2 protein-coding genes and 1 tRNA gene are annotated in these 1678 nt (G+C 61.6%); 1 reads left to right on the forward strand and 2 read right to left on the reverse strand.

The window, feature by feature from the left end:
* A partial coding sequence (locus tag JCM12178_RS17300; protein WP_157054986.1) for a tyrosine-type recombinase/integrase occupies positions 1-384 on the forward strand: 384 nt, incomplete at its 5' end.
* A gap of 128 nt (positions 385-512) precedes the next feature.
* On the opposite strand, the gene JCM12178_RS17305 is transcribed toward JCM12178_RS17300, so the two are convergent.
* Positions 513-589, reverse strand: a tRNA-Asp gene (locus tag JCM12178_RS17305).
* A gap of 157 nt (positions 590-746) precedes the next feature.
* The gene (locus JCM12178_RS17310; RefSeq protein WP_054653222.1) at positions 747-1559 is read right to left on the reverse strand and encodes an RsmB/NOP family class I SAM-dependent RNA methyltransferase; all 813 of its coding nucleotides are present in this window, start codon (positions 1557-1559) and stop codon (positions 747-749) included.
* Between the last annotated feature and the right edge of the window lie 119 nt (positions 1560-1678).

Genomic DNA, 1678 nt, shown 5'->3' on the forward strand with positions numbered 1-1678 from the left:
GATGAAGTTCCCATGGCCGATGCTCTCCGGGCAGAGCTTGCCAAACGCAAGCTGCAAGCCGGAAAAGCGGAATTTGTGTTTGATCAGTCCCTTTGGATGGTCCGGGACAGCCACAATCGGTGGCTGAGCAAGCTGTGCGACAAAGCCGGGGTCTGGCAATTCGGGTTTCACGGCATCCGCCACCTGTCGGCAAGCATCGGCATGGAGACCGGAGCAAACATTCTGGACATCCAGCAGTTGCTTCGCCACACCTCTACACGCACGACGGAACGGTACATCCACCGCACCACCAGAAACAATCGGGCGGTGAGCGCCTTGGACAAGGCCATGCGGACGCCGTCGAGCGAACACGGCCTGTGGGACAAGGCAGAAGGTGAAAGCTGATGGCTTACAGGCAGGTTGAGGGTAGTGCCGAAAAAGCTGCGTGTCACCTGAAGCCACGAAGACGAGCCACGAAACGGGAAAAAAGCACAAAAAAAGGGTCACACTTTCGTGTAACCCTTTGATTTTACTGGCGGAGCCGAAGGGACTCGAACCCTCGGCCTCCGGCGTGACAGGCCGGCGTTATAACCAGCTTAACTACGGCTCCGCTTTTTACGGCCCGACGGGTTAAGCACCGTCAGGTTCGGCCCTGAGCGTTTTTCTCAGCGCGGAAAGATGTATGTCCTAACTGGGTCGATCTTGTCAACCAATAAATGCAAAAAAAATCGTTCTCGGTTGGCAAAAAAAGGCAAGCCCTCAAAGTGTCAGCGTTCCTGCCACAGAAGACGGTTGCCCTTGGGCGTCAGCCAGCCGAGGCGAAGGCCGCGCCAGTACAGGCCGGACGGGTGTTTGCGCCCCTCGGAGGGCAGGCCCTGGCCGCTGAGTAGTCGGGTGAGTTCTTCTGTCTCGGCAACATAGGCGCTTGGAAGCGGTCCTACAGGCAAAAGCCCCCACGCGACGGCTTCCGGACGGAATTTCGTTTTGGGACCGCGACCGGCCAGTCGTCCGATGGGCGTTCCCTGCGCCTTGAGGCCCGTATTCATCAGCTCGACGCACGGCTTCGGCGTCCAGTAAACACGCCCGTTGTGCTCCTGAGCGCGGCCCGGCGGCAGGGCATCAAAGGCAATGGATTCGGCTCCGGGGAGTTTGTCCAGCCGCATGGAATTGCTGCGGTCGCGCTTCGGAGCGGTTGCCACTTCTGCATCGCCCGTTTTCACGAACGCAGCCACAAAGAAGCCCTGTCCCTCGGAATCATCCGCCACGCGAAGAACGTCCTCAATGCCGAGGCCCGGATCGTCGAACACGAATCCTTGGGGGCGGGCGAGAGGGGTTTGCTCGAGCGGGAGGTTTTCAAGCGCCCAGAGGGCCTGCTCCTCGTTTTCCCCTTCATGGGTGGTGCAGGTGGAGTAGACCAGCCTGCCCCCCGGCGCGAGAAGGTCGGCGGCCTTGGCGAGCAGGTCGCGCTGCAGGGCGGTCAGCGGGCCGAGCCGCTCGGGTGTCCAGCGTTCCCGGACTTTGGGGTCCTTGTTGATAGTGCCCCAGCCGCTGCATGGCGGGTCGAGCTGAATGGCCTGCACTGGCCGGAGGGCAGGGGGAGGTCTTGAGCCAGTCCGCGCGTGGTGGCGGTGTTGAGGCTGTTGGTGCGCTGGAGGGTGGCACGCAGCGTGCCAAGCCTGTCGCCCGGCTCGTTGGCGAG

It is taken from the genome of Salidesulfovibrio brasiliensis JCM 12178 (assembly GCF_001311825.1).
GTDB classification, from domain to species: Bacteria; Desulfobacterota; Desulfovibrionia; order Desulfovibrionales; family Desulfovibrionaceae; genus Pseudodesulfovibrio; species Pseudodesulfovibrio brasiliensis.